This is a genomic window from Mumia sp. zg.B17 (assembly GCF_019550915.1).
GTDB lineage: Bacteria > Actinomycetota > Actinomycetes > Propionibacteriales > Nocardioidaceae > Mumia.
On the sequence record NZ_JAHWCI010000005.1, the window covers coordinates 432,939 to 449,193 of the forward strand.

The window sequence follows — 16,255 nt, forward strand, 5'->3', positions numbered from 1 at the left end:
CTGAATTTCTTCGACTACCTGCTGGCGGCTACGGTCGGGGCATGGCCAGTGCTCAGCCGATCCGGCGCACCGCGACGCCGGTGATCGGGGACGCCGTCCGCTTCGCTGCGGCGGTGAGCGTGGTCGCCGGTGTCTTCGCCTACGGGGGCCTCGGCGGCGCGCTGTTCTTCTTCGTGCTGGGGGGCACGATGATCCCGCGAGCCCTGGGAGCCCCGGCAGCGCTCGACCTCTCCTACTGCCTCGCGATCCTCGTCGCGGCGTGGGCCGCCCAGCTCGACTGGTACGTCGCCGTGAGCTGGCTCGACCTGGTCGTGCACACCGCTGTCACGGGCCTGGTCGCAACGGTCGTGCACCTCGCCCTGGTGCGGCTCAACGCCGTCGCCCCGGTGGACGACCCGCAGCTGCGACGGGCACGCCTCGGCAGCGCGCTCGTCACCACGGCGCTCGGCGTGGCGCTCGCGACCCTGTGGGAGCTCGGAGAGTGGTTCGGTCACACGCAGATCGACGAGAGCATCCAGGTGGGATACCACGACACGCTCGGCGACCTCGCCGCCGGCACGGTCGGCTCCGTCGTGGCCGGGATCCTGCTCGCACGCGGCCTGCTGCTCGCCGGAGCGCGCCGGTGACCTCACAGGCCCCCAGGCTGTCCGCTCCGATCTCGGTGTCGGTCGTCATCCCCGTACGCGACGACGCCGTGGCGTTGGAGGAGTGCCTGCGGCGCCTGGCCGACCAGACGCTGCCACCGACGGAGGTGGTCGTGGTCGACAACGGCTCGAGCGACGACAGTGCCGCCGTCGCCCGCGCCCATGGTGCCCGCGTGGTGGTCGAGCCGAAGGTCGGCATCGCACCGGCGACGGCGGCGGGGTACGACGCGGCGACGGGTGAGATCGTGCTCCGCTGCGACGCCGACTCCGTCCCGGGTCCTCGGTGGGTGGAACGCCTCGTCCGCCACCTCGTCGACGACCCGCGACTCCACGCCGTCACGGGGCTGGGCAGGTTCTACGACCTCCCACGCGGCCTCGGGCGGATGAGCGCCGTCATGTACCTCGGTGCCTACTACCTCTTCACCCACCTGGCCCTCGGGCACACGGCTCTGTGGGGGTCCAACATGGCGTTCCGGCGCGCGACCTGGCAGGAGATCCGCGACGGGGTCCACCGTGACGCCGACGTCCACGACGACATGGACCTCGCCTTCGTGCTGGGCCCGGCCCGGAGAATCCGGCTCGTGCCGGTCTCGGTGGGCGTGTCGGGACGCTCCCTGCGCGGGGGCAGGCAGCTACGACGCCGCCTGGACCGGGCACGCACCACGCTCGCGCTCAACTGGAGCGTGCAGCCCCCGTGGCTGCGCTGGCGCGACCGCTACCAGCCGATCGCCGCGAGGATCAGCAGCTGGGTGACGAGGAAGCCGGTCAGGTAGTTCAGCCAGAGGAACCGGCGCCACCCCGCGTTCGCGCGCTCGCAGTCGACGTCGCTCAGAGCGTGGTACGGGGCGGCGTTGACGAGGTAGGGCACGACCAGCACCGCCGCGAGCGTGTAGGGCCACGGGAGCGTGAGGAGCAGCAGGCCCGAGACCACGTAGGCCCCGAGCGCCACGCGGACCGTCCCCGCAGCACCGAGCCAGGTCGCCGTCGACGCGATCCCGCCGGCGCGGTCGGCCACGATGTCCTGAACCGCCCCGAAGGCGTGCGACCCGATGCCCCACAGGAAGAACGCCAGCAACGCGGCGACCACCGTGGTGGAGAACGAGGCTCCCGCCACGGCGACTCCGAAGCACGCCGGCCCGGCGAAGTGGGTGCTCGACGTCAGCGAGTCGAGGAACGGGCGTTCCTTGAAGCGCAGCACGGGCACGGAGTACGCGACCACCGCGAAGACGACGACCGCGAGCACCGCCGAGGACGCCGGACTGCCGAGGACGACGAGCGCGACGAGGAACGGCAGGTTGGTCACCGCTGCCGCCACGATCGTCGTGCGGTGGACCGCGCGGTCCAGCACGACCCCCTCCACACCGCCCTTGCGCGGGTTGCGCACGTCCGACTCGTAGTCGAAGACGTCGTTGACCCCGTACATCAGCAGGTTGTACGGCACCAGGAAGTAGAGGACGCCGAGGACCAGCGTGAGGTCGACCCCGCCGCCGGCGAGCAGGTAGGCGGCACCGAACGGGTAGGCGGTGTTGACCCAGCTCAGCGGACGCGACGACGCGACGACCTGGCCGAGCACGCGCTGTCGCTCTCGTCCGGAGCCGACGGTGGCGGTCACGACTCCTCCCCCGGGTCGCCGAGGAGGAGCGCGAGGCCGGGCAGCGCCAGCGCCGCGACCACGGGCCACGTCAGGTCCTCGACCGGCGCGAGCCAGATCCGTACGCCGGAGATCTGGCCGTCGCCGTAGCGGAAGAGGTCGGCGGCGATCATGATGCTGTCGAAGACGACGGTGAGCACCATCAGGACGAGCATCGTCAGCCCCGTCGCCCACCACCAACGAGCCGTCGGCCGACGTCGGAGCACACCGGCAGCGAGCACCGCCAGCGACAGGGCGATGAAGGGCACGGCAAGCTCGGCGTGCGTCATCGTGCGCTCTCCTCTCGCACCCGGGCGGCGACGCGGGGAGCCGGCGCCAGCACGCGCAGGAGCAGCCGGTGGAGCACCATCGTCAGGTAGCAGAAGAAGACGACGAAGAAGATCTCCTCCAGCGGGAGCTCCGGCAGCACCTCGAGGCCCGTCATCGCCGGTGACCCGCCGCGCTCGTAGATCCCGGCCTCGATGGCGGCCAGGTCCCAGCCGAGGAAGAGAGCGGCGCCTGCGCCGACCAGGGCGAGCGCCCGTCCGGGCCGGCCTGCGAAGAGGAACAGCCGCCAACGCCGGTCGACCAGTCCCATGCAGAGCATCGACACGACGACCGCCACCAGGTAGCTCAGGCCCATGGTGCCTCCGTCTCTGCGAGGGGGGCTGTCGACCGGTCGCCCCGCACGCGCTTGATCACCAGCTCGGCGCTGATGAGGCACATCGGCAGACCGACCCCCGGGATGGTCCCGGCACCCGCGTAGAGCAGCCCCGAGACCTTCTTGGAGGAGTTGCCGGCGCGGAAGAACGCACTCTGCCGCAGCACGTGCGCGGGCCCGAGGGCGCCCCCCGACCAGGCGTTGAGATCGGTCGAGAAGTCGCCCGGCCCGATCGTCCTGCGAACCACCACGCGCTCGGCGAGATCGGGCACCCCGGCCCACGCGGCGATCTGGGCGATCGCCGCGTCGGCGGTCTTCTCGACCATCGGGTCACCGGAGCCGTCGACCCCTCCCCGCCCGATCGTCGGGTCGGCCGGCACGGGGACGAGCACGAAGAGGTTCTCGTGCCCGGCAGGCGCGACCGAGGGATCGGTCGCCGACGGCTTGCACACGTACGCCGACGCGGGGTCCGGGACACGGGTGGGCTGGTCGAAGATGTCACCGAAGTTGCGCGACCAGTCGCGGGTGAAGAACAGCGAGTGGTGGGCCAGCTCCGGCAGCTCGCCGCGCACGCCGAGGCACGCCAGCACCGCGCCTGGGCCTGGATCACGCTCCGCCCACCAGTCCTCGGGATAGGTCTGCAGGTCCGGGGGGACCAGGCGGGTCTCTACGTGGTGCAGGTCGGCCGCCCCGACCACGAGGTCGGCCGGGAGAGTCCGGCTCCCCCCGTCATCGTCGCGGACCGTCACGCCGCTGACCGACGGGCGGCGCCCCGTCCGGTCGACCTCGACGGCCGTCGCTGTGGTCGACGTCGAGATCCGGACACCCGCGCGGGTCGCGATCCCCTCGATCGCGTCGATCAAGGTGGTGAAACCGCCCTGCGGGTAGAGCACGCCCTCGTCGAGGTCCATCGAGCTCATCAGGTGGTACAGGCTGGGTGCACGGTCGGGCGCGGTCCCCAAGAAGACCGCTGGATATCCGAGCACCTGCCGCAGCCGGCGGTCGGAGAACCGCGCGGCCACGTGCGACTCCAGCGAACGGGTGAGCAGGCCCGCGAGGCGCGGGCCACGGCGCACGACGTCCGGGGCCAGCAGCGACGCCTTCGAGGCGAACGTCCCGTACAGGAACCGGCGTACGGCGAGGTCGTAGGCCTCACGCGCGGAATCAAGATACGCGTCGAGTGCCCGGTCGGCGCCTTCCTCCAGCGATCCGAACGTGGCGAGGTTCGCCGCTCGGTCGGACCGGATCTCGAGCGACTCGTCCTCACCCTCGAAGAACACACGGTAGGCCGGGTCGAGGCGCACGAGGTCGAGCTGCTCGGCCGACGAGGTGCCGAAGAGCCGGAAGAAGTGGTCGAAGACCTCGGGCATGAGGAACCAGGACGGTCCGGTGTCGAAGGTGAACCCGTCCTTGCTCCACTGCCCTGCGCGACCACCGACACGGTCGTTGCGCTCGACCAGCTCGACGCTCCATCCCTCGCGAGCCAGGAGGGCCGCCGACGCGAGACCGGCGATGCCACCCCCGATCACGACGGCGTGACCGCCGCTCACCGCCCGCTCCTGGCGAGGGCTCCGGCGACGACACGAGCCTTCACCGGCGCCGACAGCCTGACGCGCTGCTCGCGGATCTGCACCGCGGGCGTGCTTCGTAGGCGCACTGCCAGCTCGCCGAACAGCGCCCGCGCGACATCGACGGCTCGGCGGCAGTCCGCCGGGAGGCCGGCGATGGCGGCCGCAGCGACGCGAAAGTCGTCGTCGATGTCGTCGAGGATCGCGTCACGCTCGCCGTCCGACAGGGACGACGGGTCCAGGCCCGGGAAGTAGGAGCGCCCGAGGTCGTGGTGGTCGGCCGCGAGATCCCGCAGGAAGTTGATCTTCTGGAACGCGGCCCCGAGCCGTCGAGCGCCTGGGGAGAGCCCGTCGTAGGCAGCCTGACCATCGGGGACACCGCGGAGGAACGCACGCAGGCACATCAGTCCCACGACCTCGGCGGAGCCGTAGACATAGGTGGCGAAGCTCTCGGGGTCGTGGGTCACCGGCTCGAGGTCGACGCGCATCGACGAGAAGAACGGCGTCACCACGTCGAGCCCGATGCCGCACCTGTGCGCGGTGCGCGCGAAGGCGTGCACCACGAGGTTGGCGCTGTGGCCGCGCTCGAGTGCTACCTCCGTCTCCGCCTCGAGCGCGTCGAGCAGGGCTCGGCGCTCCTCCGCGCGGGCGCCCGAGCGAGGGGCGTCGACCACCTCGTCGGCGATGCGCACCAGGGCGTACACGTTCTTGACGTCGGTCCGCACCCGGTCGCCCAGAAGGCGGGTCGCCAGGGCGAACGACGTCGAGTAGCGGCGGATCACCAACGCTGCGCTCTCGTCGGCGACCGAGTCGTAGAGGTCCGAGGCCGAGACACCGGACGGCGACCCCGAGACCAGCGCGGTCACGCCGCACCGACCTTCGGGCGCGCAGGGACGCTGGCGAGCCACGTCAGCACGGGCGCGTCGACCCCGATGTCCGCGGCCTGCTCGAGCCCTGCCCGGAGATGGTCGGCGGCGACCTGCTCCACGTAGGCGCGGGACCCGCAGGCCTCCAACGCCGACCGGACGAGCGCCGCGTCGTCCTCGGTGATCTCCAGGTTGCCCCAGTAGGGCTCGACCTGGGACCACGACGAGGTGCCGCGGGCGTGGACGAGCAGCAGCGTGCACTTCCCCTCACGAAGGTCGGCCGTACGACTCTTGCCCGTCTCCCCCGGGTCGCCGTACGTGCCGGCGAGGTCGTCGTAGAGCTGGAAGGCGATGCCGAGCAACCGACCCGCCTCGCACACCTGCGCCACCACGTCCGGCGCTGCACCGGCCAGGACGGCCCCGAGCTGCATCGGGAGGACGAAGGAGTAGGCCGCCGTCTTGTGCTCGGCGAGCTCGAGCGTCTCGACGACCGTCGGCCACTCACCACCGACCGACAGGCGTACGTCGGTGAGCTCGCCGGCGGCTGACGCGGAGGACGCCTGGCTGACGAGGTCGAGCACCTGCTGTCGGACGTCGGAGGGTGCCGGCGTGGTGGCGATCGCGCGGAACGCCGCGCTGAGTGCCAGGTCGCCGGTCAGGACGGCACCGGCGAGCGCGTACGTGTCGGCCCGCTCAGGGGGCGAGCCGGCATCGCGAGCCGCGCGGCGGAATCGTCCCGGAATGCTCGGGCGGCCTCGACGCACGTCGTCGCCGTCGATGACGTCGTCGTGGATCACGAAGGCCGTGTGGAGCAGCTCGACCGCCGCAGCGGTCTGCGCGACCGCGGCATGAGCGCCGCCGCCGAGCGAATGGTGCACGCCTGCGAGGAGGTGCGGGCGGAAGCGCTTGCCGCCGGTCACGGCGTCGTCCAGCGCTGCTCGGAGCGCGTCCCCGTCGACCCCGCCCGAGCCGCCTGACCAGAGCTCGGCGAGGTGCCGGGCCACCTCGGCGTCGAGTGCGGACGAGAACTCTTTGGCTCCGCCTTCGGCGCTCATCGGGTACGCACCCACGGCGACCGGTCGGCACGGTGGAGCTGGTCGACCTGCGCGACCATCCACGGGCTGACGGTCCACGGTGCCACCGCGACGACCTCGAGAACCTCGTCGAGGTGGACCCACCTCCACTCCTCGACCTCGGCGGGATTCGGCTCGATGTCCCCGTCGCAGACGGCGGCGAAGACCGGGCAGAGCTCGTGCTCGACCACCCCGGCCGGATCGACCGCACGATAGACGAAGTCGTGGAGCAGAGGTGTCAGCTCGCGGATCGGGACGCCCAGCTCGTGGTCGGCGTAGCGATGGACCGCCGTCTCGATCGCCTCGTCCGGTCGCGGATGCCCGCAGAAGGAGTTCGTCCACACGCCCGGCCAGCTGCGCTTGCCGACGGCTCGGCGAGTCATGAGGAGGCGCCCCTCCTGGTCGAACAGGTAGCAGGAGAACGCCAGGTGCAACGGCGTGGAAGCATCGTGCACCTCCGCACGCGGGGCAACACCCGCTGGTTGATGATCCTCGTCAAGGAGGACGACCAAGTCGGCCCAGTTGCCCATCAAACTCCCGTTCGTCGATTACTTGATAGATAATCTAACTAATTGTGCCTCCATTTTCCATCGTCGTCCGAAACCTGGGAGCCCGCACCACGCCACGCCACGCTGCTGCCCACGGCGCGCGGGACACCGACGCCGATGCGCTGCCGCTCAGCCTCCCTGCTCGAGACCCGCGACGCCGAAGGCCACCACGGACGCGAGCACAGCCGCCCCCGTCGTGACGACGTACGCCGCCACCCGGCGTGCGCGGCGGTTGCGCTCCTCGTACAGCGCGGCGGCCTCGTCCACGGACAGAGTGTCCTTGTTCTCCATCGTCACCTCACCTCCTGTGCGGATGTCGATGAGACGCCGTTACCCATCCCGTACTGCGCCAACCGTGAGGCGCCGACAATGAGGCGCCGACCGTGCCGCGCCCTCGTGCGTGGGCGGCCGGGGTCGTGGGTACCCAGCCGTCATGAGCACTCCCACCGCCCCTCCCCGCCCGCTCGGCGTCGTGACCGGCGCATCGAGCGGCATCGGGCGCGCCCTGGTCGACGAGTTCGTCGGCGCGGGCTTCGACCTCATCGCGGTCTCCGACGAGGACATGACCGACGACATCGCCCGGTCGGGCCTGGGCGAGCACGTGCGGCCGCTCACCGCCGACCTGGCGACACCCTCCGGCAACGACGACGTGGTGGCTGCCCTGGTCGCCGACCGCCGACCGGTGTCAGCCGCCGTGCTGAACGCGGGGGTCGGTGTCCACGGCCGCTTCGACCGCGCCGACCTTGCCGACCACCTGCGCGTGGTCGGCGTCAACGTCGTCTCACCGGTCTGGCTCGCGCACCACCTGCTCTCCGGCATGGTCGCCCGGGGCGAAGGGCGCTTGATGGTGACGTCGTCGATCGCCGCGGACGGGCCCGGGCCCTTCCAGTCGACGTACGCCGCGTCGAAAGCCTTCCTCTCGTCCTTCGCCCAGGCTCTGAGGTATGAGATGCGAGGAGCCGGCGTCACGGTGACGTCGCTCGAGCCTGGCCCCACCGACACGCGCTTCTTCGCCCGCGCCAAGATGGAGGAGACCTGGCTGGCACGCGGGCCGAAGGCGGACCCGGCGACGGTGGCACGGGAAGGCTTCGCCGCGATGATGGCCGGCAAGCGGCGAGTCGTGAGCGGGTCGAAGATCCTCAAGGTGCAGAGCATCGTCACAAGACGCCTGCCGGGGGCGGTCTCGGCCCGCTTCCAGGCGCCCCTGGCCAAGCCGCGCGGAGATCGCTGAGGTGGCCACGCCACCAGATCCCCCCACCGGGCGCCCGACGGCGTATCATCGTCACCGAAGCAGCTGTCCGGAGATTCATGAGGACATCGACATTCGTCGTCCCTCACCCGTCGCACGCACTCGCTCGACGGTCTCCGCCGCCCACGGGCGGATACGGCACCGCGGCAGCACGACCGCCTTCTGGCGGCTTCGTGCGTGACCGCGGTCGCCGGTGCCAGGGGTCGCGCACGGCGGCCCCGTTCCAGAGGAGGATCGTTGGCTCGACCGACCCAGCGTCGACCGGACCCGCGCCGCAAGGGCGGGGCTCGGCGGTCGACCCGTGACCGCAAGGTCGACGCCGACAACGTCGGCATCCTCCCTCTGCTCGCCCAGGCAGTACGCGAGGTCGAACGGGCGGTCCAGCGCGGGACGGCGACGTCCTCGACGCGCACCGCGTTCCAGGTGATCGCCCTGCTCGTCCGCGAGGAGCGGGCAAGGATCAAGCAGGAGGACATCCCCGAGGCGCGCCGGGCCGAGCAGCTGAAGCGCCTCGACGGCATCGCGACGATCCTGGCCACGACCGCGGCTCGAGACCCTTCCCTCTTCACCCTGCTCGCCGACGACGCCGTACCCTCCCCCGCTGCCAGGTCGCTGCGGCGCGAGATGCTCACGGCCGCCGGCATCGAGGTCGAGGAGGAGCCGGTCGCGGCTCCTGAGGAGGCAGGACCGGCGCCCGACCGCCAGGTCGTGCCGCAGTCGGTGGTCGCGCGCCAGCTGGCCAACCCCTTCCTCACTCCCGACCTCTCCGCTGCCAAGCCCCGTCGCACCGGCGCGGGACGCCTCGCGAACTGGGAGCTCATCGAGCCGCTGCTGCGGTCCTTCGAGCAGGGCGGACCGGCCTCCAGCATGGAGCTGCCGACGCCCACCACCCTGCGTACCCGCGACGGCCGCGACCTGATGCCGCACCAGGCGCAGCTGGTCGCCTCGGCCGCCGACGGCCACCGCACCTTCCTGCTCGCCGACGAACCCGGGCTCGGCAAGACGGCGCAGGCGCTGCTCGCGGCCCAGTCGGCCGACGCCTATCCCCTGCTCGTGGTGGCTCCCAACGTCGTCAAGATCAACTGGGCGCGGGAGGCGCAGCTGTGGACCCCGCGGCGCACCGCCACCGTCATCCACGGTGACGGCACCACGATCGACGGGTTCGCCGACATCGTCGTCGTCAACTACGAGGTCCTCGACCGCCACATCGGCTGGCTCGGTGAGCACGGCTTCCGCGGCATGGTGGTCGACGAGGCCCATTTCATCAAGAACCGCAAGTCCCAACGCTCCCAGCACGCGCTCGAGCTCTCCGAGCGGATCCGCTCCCGGACCGCCCGGCCGCTGCTCATGGCGCTCACGGGCACGCCGTTGATCAACGACATCGAGGACTTCCGGGCGATCTGGCAGTTCCTGGGCTGGATCGACGACCGCAAGCCCGAGGCCGAGCTCATGGCGGCGCTGGAGGAGACCGGACTGGAGCCGGGCGAGCCCGGCTTCTACGCCGCCGCCCGCAGGTGCGTCGTCGACCTCGGTATCGTCCGCCGCCGCAAGATCGACGTGGCCGCCGACATCCCGGCGCGTCGCATCGCCGACATCCCGGTCGAGCTCGACGGCGAGACGGGACGTTCTATCCGTGAGGCCGAGCGCGTGCTCGCCCGCCGGATGGTCGCCCGGTACGACAACGCGCTGGAGCACCGCGCGGCCGGCAAGGTCGTCGACGGGATCGACCGCGAGCTCGTCCGTCTCGTCGCCAAGTGGGAGCGCGAGGAAGACACGAACGAGACCGGCAACGTGTTCGGGATGATGCGCCGGATCGGTCTGGCCAAGGCGGGTCTCGCCGCCGACTACACCGCGCAGCTCGCTCGCAGCGTCGGCAAGGTCGTGTTCTTCGCCAAGCACCTCGACGTCATGGACGTCGCGGAGGAGACGCTCGCCAAGCGCGGACTCCGCTACGCCACCATCCGCGGCGACCAGACGTCGACGCAGCGCCAGCGCGACATCGACGCGTTCGTGAACGACCCCGACGTCGCGGTGATCGTGTGCTCGCTGACCGCCGCCGGCGTCGGCGTCAACCTTCAGGTCGCGTCCAACGTGGTGCTCGCCGAGCTCTCGTGGACCGACGCCGAGCAGACGCAGGCGATCGACCGCGTGCACCGCATCGGTCAGGCCGAGCCGGTCACCGCGTGGCGGATCATCGGCGCACAGACGATCGACGCGAAGGTCGCCGAGCTGATCGACTCGAAGGCCGCGCTGGCCGCGACGGCGCTGGACGGCGAGGCCCTCGACGAGAAGGCGTCGGCCGACGTCCAGCTCGAGGCTCTCGTCGGGCTGCTCACCGACGCGCTGGAGGAGCGGGGCGACTGACGGCCGTACGAGCGTGACGTCGTAACGCTGGGTGACACGTTGCTTGTCGCCCGGCGCTACGACGATCTAGACTCCGTCTACCGCAACGAACGACTCGCTCCGCGCGCGGGGCGACGCCTCTGGCACGGACGACCTCCGCGGCCGGTCACCACCGAAGACCCAGGCCCCTCGCCACCGCGCAGGGCCCCTGCGGCTCGGGCTCTGCGTCCCAGACCGCCCTCCCTCTCGAACGCCGGCGCCCCGGCGAGCGACGCAGTCGGACGTGCTTCACAAGCCACCGACACAGGAGCGAGTCCCATGAAGCGTTCGAGACCCTTCTTCCCTGCCGGCCGAGGCGGCCGATTCGTCGCCGCCGTCGCCGCGCTGACCCTGCTCGGCGGCCTCGGCACCGCCGCTCCGGCAGCAGCCGACGACGAGGTGGTGTCCCGAGGGATCACCATCCCCGCCTTCTACAACCCGCCGAGCTCCCTGCCGTCGGCCGACGGAGCGCTGATCCGTACCGCGCCGCTGAAGCTCGGGCTGAGCCTGCCCGGCCTCAACGGCCCGCTCCCGGGGACGGCGACCCGCCTGATGTACAAGTCGACCGACTCCAACGGGCAGCCCGTCGCGGTCACCGGCGCCTACATCGAGCCGTCAGCGCGGTGGACGGGCACCGGGCCTCGTCCGCTCGTCGTCCTGGCGCCCGGCACGCTCGGGCAGGGCGACCAGTGCGCGGCCTCTCTCGCGCTGGAGAACCCGGTGGCGCTCAACCTCACCGAGGGCACCGTGTCGGTCGGCTACGAGAACCTGGCGACGTACCGCCTGCTCGCCAAGGGCGTCGCGGTCGCGGTCACCGACTACGTCGGGCTCGGCGCCACCGACCGGCTGCACACCTACGTGAACCGCGTCGACGAGGGGCACGCCGTGCTCGACGCTGTGCGCGCCGCTCGTGGACTCGACTCGGCGTCGGTGACCGACGCCTCGCCCGTGGGTCTGTACGGCTACAGCCAGGGGGGCGGAGCCACGGCCGCCGCGGCGGAGCTGCAGCCCTCGTACGCCCCGGACGTCACCCTCTCCGGCGTGTACTCCGGCGCGCCGCCGGCCGACCTGGTGAAGGTGCTCCCCGGCATCGACGGGAGTGCCCTCGCGGCAGCCGCCGGATGGACCGTCAACGGTCTCGCCCAGAGCGAGCCGGCGCTGCGGCCGATCATCGACGCCTATATCAACGACAAGGGCCGCGCCGCACTGGAGGACGTGTCGACCCGGTGCGTCGGGGACGCGATCTTCGCCCACGGCTTCACCAAGACCAGGAGCTGGACCAAGCAGGGCATCTCGCTCGGCGACGTCGTCGCGCGTGAGCCGGCGGTCCAGGCGGCCATCGACAAGCAGCGCATCGGCCGGCTGCGCCCGACCGCCCCGGTCCGCGTCGCCACCGGCGTCGCCGACGACACGGTGCCTCACCGTCAGGCTCGACAGCTCGCCGTCGACTGGTGCGCCAAGGGCGCCAATGTCACCTACGAGCCTGTCTACCTCCCGAACCTCGGCAACAAGCTGGTGCTCCCCAACCACTTCTTGCCGATGCTCGAGGATCAGGGCCAGGCCATCTCGTGGGTGACCGACCGCCTCGCGGGCAAGCCGGCGCGGTCCAACTGCCGGTTCCTGCCGATCATGCCCTGATCCCCTCCCGTCCCTTCCCGTCCCCGATGTGTGCACTTCATCCTGGTTCTCGGTGCCGGATTCCTTGATCAGCTGCACACATCGGGGACGGGGCGGAGGTCCAACCGGACCCGATCGGTCCCCGCCGCGAGCGGGTACGAGAGGTGCTGGTGGACCAGCAGCCACCGCCCGTCCCTCCGGCGGAAGACACGGGTCGCACGCGACCAGGTGGTGGCCTCGTCGTCGTCACCATCCTGCGTGACCGCGACCCGGTCCAGGGACCACACCGCTGCGAGGTCACCGCGGACGACGATCTGGGGATCGACCACGTCGAAGTCGATCCGGCCGGCTGTCGCCTCCAACCCGCGACGACAGCTCTCACGGACGTCCTCCAGCTCGCGCAGCAGGAGAGGCTCCTCGAGCTCGTACGACGTCACGTCCTGGGCGATGCCAGCCATCATCGCGTCGAGATCCTTGGCGGCGGTGTCCTCGTGCCAGCGCCTCAGCACGGCAGCGACCTCGGCCTCCCCCTCCGAGTCACGACGTCCGCTGTCCTCGGTGAACGAGTGGTGCTCGTGGGCGATGAGCCATCGTCCGTCGACCCTTCGCAGCCCGAGCGTGAGGCGGAGCCGCTGGTCTGGGTGCTCGTCGTGGGATCCTCGCGCGCGGCAGAGCACGAGACCGTGCGCGAAGGCGACGTCGTCTCCCGCGGTGACCTCGAGCGACTCCAGCACGAACTGGCCGTCGCCTCGCTGCCAGGCCAGGAAGTCGCTCCACGACGCCTCGTACGCCTTCATGCCCCGGACGCCCTCGTACGGCGGCGGGACGTCGAACATGACGATGTCGTCGGTGTGGTCGGCCAGCACCGCCTCGAGATCGGTCCCGCGGTCGACCGCGTCGATCCAGCGGGTGATCACGGAGCGGATGTCGGATTCGTGTTCCATCGGTTGCCTCCGGTCTGCAAGTCTGGGTTCGTGGAAGGAACCCCGGCGCAGACCGGAACTCATCGCGCCGAGCCCGACACCGACCTCACGAGCGCGCGTGCCGGCGACGCCGACGCGTTCGCCAGGCTGGTCGCGCCGTACGACCGCGAGCTGCTTCTCCACTGCTACCGGATGCTCGGATCGACCGCGGACGCGGCGGACGCCCGGCAGGAGACGCTGCTGCGCGCCTGGCAGGGTCTCGGCCGGTTCGACGGCCGGCACCTGCGGGCCTGGCTCTATCGCATCGCGAGCAACCGGTGTCTGACCATGATCGACCGGCGCGGTCGACGTGAGCTTCCGATGACGCTCGCCACCGGTGACGCCGAGGTGTCCTGGCTCGAGCCGCTGCCGGGGGGCTGGCTCGGATCGACGCCCGAGGAGCAAGCGATCGATCGGGAGACCGTACGGCTGGCATTCGTCGCTGCGCTGCAGACCCTCCCTGCGGCACAGCGCGCCGTGCTTCTGCTGCGTGACGTCCTCGCCTTCAGGGCGGCCGAGGTCGCCGGCATCCTCGACCTCAGCGTGCCGGCGGTCACCAGCCTTCTGCAACGCGCCCGCGCAGCGGTCGCCGACGGGTTGCCGGCGCCGAGCTCCACGAGCGACGACGCCGGTCTCGACGCGTTGGCTGAGCGCTACACCCGCGCCTGGGAGGCCGGCGACGTCGACCAGATCGTCGCCCTGCTCGCCGAGGACGTGCGCTACGCCATGCCGCCTGAGCCGCGCTGGTACCTCGGCTCAGCCTCGGTCGCCGCCTTCCTGCGAGACGGTCCCCTCCAGGCGAGGTGGCGGTTCCTGAGGACCGAGGCCAACGGTCAGCTCGCCTTCGCGACGTACATGTTCGACGCCCAGCACGGAGACTTCCGACCCGCAGGGCTGGACGTCCTCAGCGTGGCGGACGGCTCCGTACGGGAGGTCGTCAGCTTTCTCGATGCGGACTTCGCCGCGTTCGGCCTGCCGACGACGCTCCCCGCGTGAGCCCGCACGCAACCGTCCCGCCCGCGATTTGTGCACCTCATCAAGGTTTCGGATGGAACTACCTTGACCAACTGCACGAATCGGGGACGGGACGGGAGCTGGAGCGGACCGGCGGGCTACTTCTTGAAGGCGTCCTTGACGTTCTCGCCGGCCTGCTTCAGGTCGCTCTTGCTCTGGTCGGTCTTGCCCTCGGCCTCCTGGGACTCATCGCCCCGCGCCTTGCCGGCGGCCTCCTTGGCCTTGCCCTTGGCGTCCTCACCGGTGTTCTTCAGCTTGTCGTCGAGACCCATCGAGGTCATCCCCTTCGGTTGATCCTGCTCGGTCCTCCCATGGTGCCCCGTGGGAGGCGGTCTCACACATCGCGCGAGGTCCCCTCCGCGTACGCGGCCAGGTTCGCCAAGGACGAGGCCAGCCCGGCGCGGTGGTCGGCGGCGGAGATGCCCGCCGGCACGTCGTCGGCACGAACCTCGACGCGCGTCCCGCTCCCCGTCCACGCGATCGTCCAGGTCATCGTCATCGTCCCGGCGTACGCGGGATCGTCCGACGGGAACTCCACGGCCTCGACGACTCGCGCACCCGGCACGAGCTCGACGAAGCGGGCCTCGACGACGTCGGAGTCGGCGGTCGCCTTGCCGGTGACGGTGGTGACGTCGTCGTAGGTCAGCACCATCCGGTAGGACCCGCCCGGCCGGAGGTCGTACCGGTCGATTCGGGCGGTCATGCCGTCGGGCGGGAGCCACGCGACGCGCGCCTCCGGATCGGTCAACGCGTCATAGACCCGCTGCGGCGGTGCCGCGACAGTGCGAGAGGCCGAGTCGGTGCGTCCCATGGTCTCAGCCGGCCGTGTGCTCGACCTCGACCGCGACCCGGTCGGGATAGAACGCCACGTGCCCGCGGATGCTCGCGACGGCGCCGTACGGCTCGGGGTACGTCCACCCGCCGTCCTCCACGATGCCTTCGGGAGTGGTGATCGAGACATAGCTCGCCGTTCCCTTGAACGGGCAGTAGGTGGACGTGTCGGTCGGAGACACCACCGACGCGTCGAGGTCGGACCGAGGGACGTAGACGACCGGCGGGTAGGTCGACTCCCGCAGCGTCAGAGCGGCGGTCGTGTCGGCGACGACGGTGTCACCGACCAGGACCCGGACCCGTGAGGGTGTCGGTTCCACGGAGATCGGATGAAGAGCATCGGGAAGACGGCGTCTGCGGCTCATCTCAGCGCCAACCGCCAGTACGACCGGCGTATTCCGGTCGAGCCCCGGTCAGACCATCGGAGGGAGGGCGCGCGTCTGCACCAGCATCTCCGCGACCCTGCGCAACCGGAGGTTGTGGTGCTGCGAGTAGCGCTTGAGGACCTCGAACGCCCGCGGCTCGTCGAGACCGAACCGCTCCATCAGGATCCCCTGTGCCTGACCGATCAGCTTGCGGGAGTCGAGCGCGAGCTGCAGGTGAGCCTCACGGTCGGCCCGGACGAGGGCTACCGCTGCGTGCCGGGCGAAGAGGTGCGCCAGCGCGCTGTCGTCCTCGTCGAAGAACCGAGGAACGCAGGAGTAGAGCGAGACCACACCGATCCGGCGTCCCTGGATCGGGAGCCCGACGGCGAGCAGACTCTTGAAACCGCGCTCGGACAGGCCGGAGGTCCAGTCGCGCCACCGCGTCTCTTGACCCAGGTCGCCGACACGGAGGGTCTGGTCCCAGTCGGAGCTGAGCCACGGGCCTTCCTGGCACTTCTCCTGGATCTCGTCGACCTCCACGACCAGGTCGCTGGTGGCGGCCACCGTCTCGAGGCGGCTGTTGCCGCGCAACAGCGTCACGCCCGCCGCATCCATCTCGAGTGTCTCGCAGAGGTACGCGATGACCTGCTCGGCCGTCTCCTCGAGGGAATCAGCGGCATGCAGCTCCTCGACGATCTCGACCAGCTCTTGATGGTCGAGGCGCGCATCTTCCATACCGCAGCCGCTCCTGAACAGACTTGTCCCCGGGATCTGCCTGGCAGTCTAAGCAGCACATATTTTCTATCACCTTCCCCGCGTCGCGTCGTCATCGGCACGCGGCTCCG

Annotated in this window: 19 protein-coding genes; 6 read left to right on the forward strand and 13 right to left on the reverse strand. The window is 71.0% G+C overall.

Annotated features, from left to right (window positions below):
* The first annotated feature begins 41 nt into the window (after positions 1 to 41).
* Positions 42 to 626: a hypothetical protein gene (locus tag KV097_RS07720; RefSeq protein WP_220346744.1), complete on the forward strand. Its 585-nt coding sequence runs from the start codon at positions 42 to 44 to the stop codon at positions 624 to 626.
* Complete coding sequence (locus KV097_RS07725; protein WP_220346743.1) at positions 623 to 1,417, forward strand: glycosyltransferase family A protein; 795 nt, start codon at positions 623 to 625, stop codon at positions 1,415 to 1,417. The genes KV097_RS07720 and KV097_RS07725 overlap by 4 nt, the downstream gene beginning before the upstream one ends.
* On the opposite strand, the gene KV097_RS07730 is transcribed toward KV097_RS07725, so the two are convergent.
* The 8 genes from KV097_RS07730 to KV097_RS07765 all read right to left on the reverse strand — a co-directional run bounded on the left by KV097_RS07730 (position 1,360) and on the right by KV097_RS07765 (position 7,287).
* Positions 1,360 to 2,256, reverse strand: a complete 897-nt coding sequence (locus KV097_RS07730) for a prenyltransferase (protein WP_220341003.1) — start codon at positions 2,254 to 2,256, stop codon at positions 1,360 to 1,362. The genes KV097_RS07725 and KV097_RS07730 overlap by 58 nt on opposite strands.
* Positions 2,253 to 2,564 (reverse strand): lycopene cyclase domain-containing protein, encoded by a 312-nt coding sequence (locus tag KV097_RS07735; protein WP_220341002.1) that lies wholly within the window; start codon positions 2,562 to 2,564, stop codon positions 2,253 to 2,255. The genes KV097_RS07730 and KV097_RS07735 overlap by 4 nt, the downstream gene beginning before the upstream one ends.
* Positions 2,561 to 2,917 (reverse strand): lycopene cyclase domain-containing protein, encoded by a 357-nt coding sequence (locus KV097_RS07740; RefSeq protein WP_220341001.1) that lies wholly within the window; start codon positions 2,915 to 2,917, stop codon positions 2,561 to 2,563. The genes KV097_RS07735 and KV097_RS07740 overlap by 4 nt, the downstream gene beginning before the upstream one ends.
* Positions 2,908 to 4,485: a phytoene desaturase family protein gene (crtI, locus tag KV097_RS07745; RefSeq protein WP_220365548.1), complete on the reverse strand. Its 1,578-nt coding sequence runs from the start codon at positions 4,483 to 4,485 to the stop codon at positions 2,908 to 2,910. The genes KV097_RS07740 and crtI overlap by 10 nt, the downstream gene beginning before the upstream one ends.
* Positions 4,482 to 5,369 carry a squalene/phytoene synthase family protein gene (locus KV097_RS07750; RefSeq protein ID WP_220365549.1) on the reverse strand — a complete coding sequence of 296 codons (888 nt, stop codon included), beginning with the start codon at positions 5,367 to 5,369 and terminating at the stop codon, positions 4,482 to 4,484. The genes crtI and KV097_RS07750 overlap by 4 nt, the downstream gene beginning before the upstream one ends.
* The gene (locus KV097_RS07755) at positions 5,366 to 6,424 is read right to left on the reverse strand and encodes a polyprenyl synthetase family protein (RefSeq protein ID WP_220340998.1); all 1,059 of its coding nucleotides are present in this window, start codon (positions 6,422 to 6,424) and stop codon (positions 5,366 to 5,368) included. Before KV097_RS07755 ends, KV097_RS07750 begins: the two co-directional genes overlap by 4 nt.
* The gene (gene idi, locus KV097_RS07760; protein ID WP_220340997.1) at positions 6,421 to 6,972 is read right to left on the reverse strand and encodes an isopentenyl-diphosphate Delta-isomerase; all 552 of its coding nucleotides are present in this window, start codon (positions 6,970 to 6,972) and stop codon (positions 6,421 to 6,423) included. The genes KV097_RS07755 and idi overlap by 4 nt, the downstream gene beginning before the upstream one ends.
* A 147-nt stretch (positions 6,973 to 7,119) precedes the next feature.
* Entirely contained in the window at positions 7,120 to 7,287 is a 168-nt protein-coding gene (locus KV097_RS07765; RefSeq protein ID WP_220340996.1) for a hypothetical protein, read from the reverse strand.
* A gap of 136 nt (positions 7,288 to 7,423) precedes the next feature.
* Between KV097_RS07765 and KV097_RS07770 the strand changes: the two genes are divergently transcribed.
* The 3 genes from KV097_RS07770 (at position 7,424) to KV097_RS07780 (ending at position 12,259) form a co-directional block, all read left to right on the forward strand.
* The gene (locus KV097_RS07770) at positions 7,424 to 8,221 is read left to right on the forward strand and encodes an SDR family oxidoreductase (protein ID WP_220365550.1); all 798 of its coding nucleotides are present in this window, start codon (positions 7,424 to 7,426) and stop codon (positions 8,219 to 8,221) included.
* A gap of 255 nt (positions 8,222 to 8,476) precedes the next feature.
* Positions 8,477 to 10,603 (forward strand): DEAD/DEAH box helicase, encoded by a 2,127-nt coding sequence (locus KV097_RS07775; protein ID WP_220340994.1) that lies wholly within the window; start codon positions 8,477 to 8,479, stop codon positions 10,601 to 10,603.
* A gap of 297 nt (positions 10,604 to 10,900) precedes the next feature.
* Positions 10,901 to 12,259, forward strand: coding sequence for a lipase family protein (locus tag KV097_RS07780; protein ID WP_220340993.1), 1,359 nt, complete (start codon positions 10,901 to 10,903; stop codon positions 12,257 to 12,259).
* Positions 12,260 to 12,327: 68 nt separating this feature from the next.
* Here the strand turns inward: KV097_RS07780 and KV097_RS07785 are convergent, their stop codons facing one another.
* On the reverse strand, positions 12,328 to 13,182 hold the full coding sequence (locus KV097_RS07785; RefSeq protein ID WP_220365551.1) for an SgcJ/EcaC family oxidoreductase: 855 nt from the start codon (positions 13,180 to 13,182) through the stop codon (positions 12,328 to 12,330).
* 30 nt (positions 13,183 to 13,212) lie between these two features.
* On the opposite strand from KV097_RS07785, the gene KV097_RS07790 reads away from it, so the two are divergent.
* Positions 13,213 to 14,196 (forward strand): RNA polymerase subunit sigma-70, encoded by a 984-nt coding sequence (locus KV097_RS07790; protein WP_220365552.1) that lies wholly within the window; start codon positions 13,213 to 13,215, stop codon positions 14,194 to 14,196.
* A gap of 116 nt (positions 14,197 to 14,312) precedes the next feature.
* On the opposite strand, the gene KV097_RS07795 is transcribed toward KV097_RS07790, so the two are convergent.
* From KV097_RS07795 to KV097_RS07810, 4 genes are all read right to left on the reverse strand, one after another.
* Positions 14,313 to 14,495 carry a CsbD family protein gene (locus KV097_RS07795; protein ID WP_308289369.1) on the reverse strand — a complete coding sequence of 61 codons (183 nt, stop codon included), beginning with the start codon at positions 14,493 to 14,495 and terminating at the stop codon, positions 14,313 to 14,315.
* Between the two features lie 53 nt (positions 14,496 to 14,548).
* A complete protein-coding gene (locus KV097_RS07800; RefSeq protein ID WP_220365553.1) occupies positions 14,549 to 15,025 on the reverse strand; it encodes an SRPBCC family protein in 477 nt (158 codons plus the stop codon).
* Between the two features lie 4 nt (positions 15,026 to 15,029).
* On the reverse strand, positions 15,030 to 15,365 hold the full coding sequence (locus tag KV097_RS07805) for a DUF427 domain-containing protein (protein WP_308289370.1): 336 nt from the start codon (positions 15,363 to 15,365) through the stop codon (positions 15,030 to 15,032).
* Positions 15,366 to 15,458: 93 nt separating this feature from the next.
* Positions 15,459 to 16,145, reverse strand: coding sequence for a GAF and ANTAR domain-containing protein (locus KV097_RS07810; protein ID WP_220340988.1), 687 nt, complete (start codon positions 16,143 to 16,145; stop codon positions 15,459 to 15,461).
* Between the last annotated feature and the right edge of the window lie 110 nt (positions 16,146 to 16,255).